This window comes from Klebsiella sp. HN106, from assembly GCF_051209435.1.
GTDB classification, from domain to species: domain Bacteria; phylum Pseudomonadota; class Gammaproteobacteria; order Enterobacterales; family Enterobacteriaceae; genus Klebsiella; species Klebsiella oxytoca.
In genome coordinates, this window is sequence record NZ_JBLURD010000331.1 from 1 (window position 1) to 244 (window position 244).

Here is a 244-nt window from a genome sequence, read left to right on the forward strand (position 1 = left end):
TCGTACCCCAAACCGACACAGGTGGTCAGGTAGAGAATACCAAGGCGCTTGAGAGAACTCGGGTGAAGGAACTAGGCAAAATGGTGCCGTAACTTCGGGAGAAGGCACGCTGATGGTAGGTGAAGCGACTTGCTCGTGGAGCTGAAATCAGTCGAAGATACCAGCTGGCTGCAACTGTTTATTAAAAACACAGCACTGTGCAAACACGAAAGTGGACGTATACGGTGTGACGCCTGCCCGGTGC

1 rRNA gene is annotated in these 244 nt (G+C 52.5%); it reads left to right on the forward strand.

Annotation, left to right across the window (positions count from 1 at the left end):
- Positions 1-244, forward strand: a 23S ribosomal RNA gene (locus ACSIPU_RS31435); the annotation flags it as partial.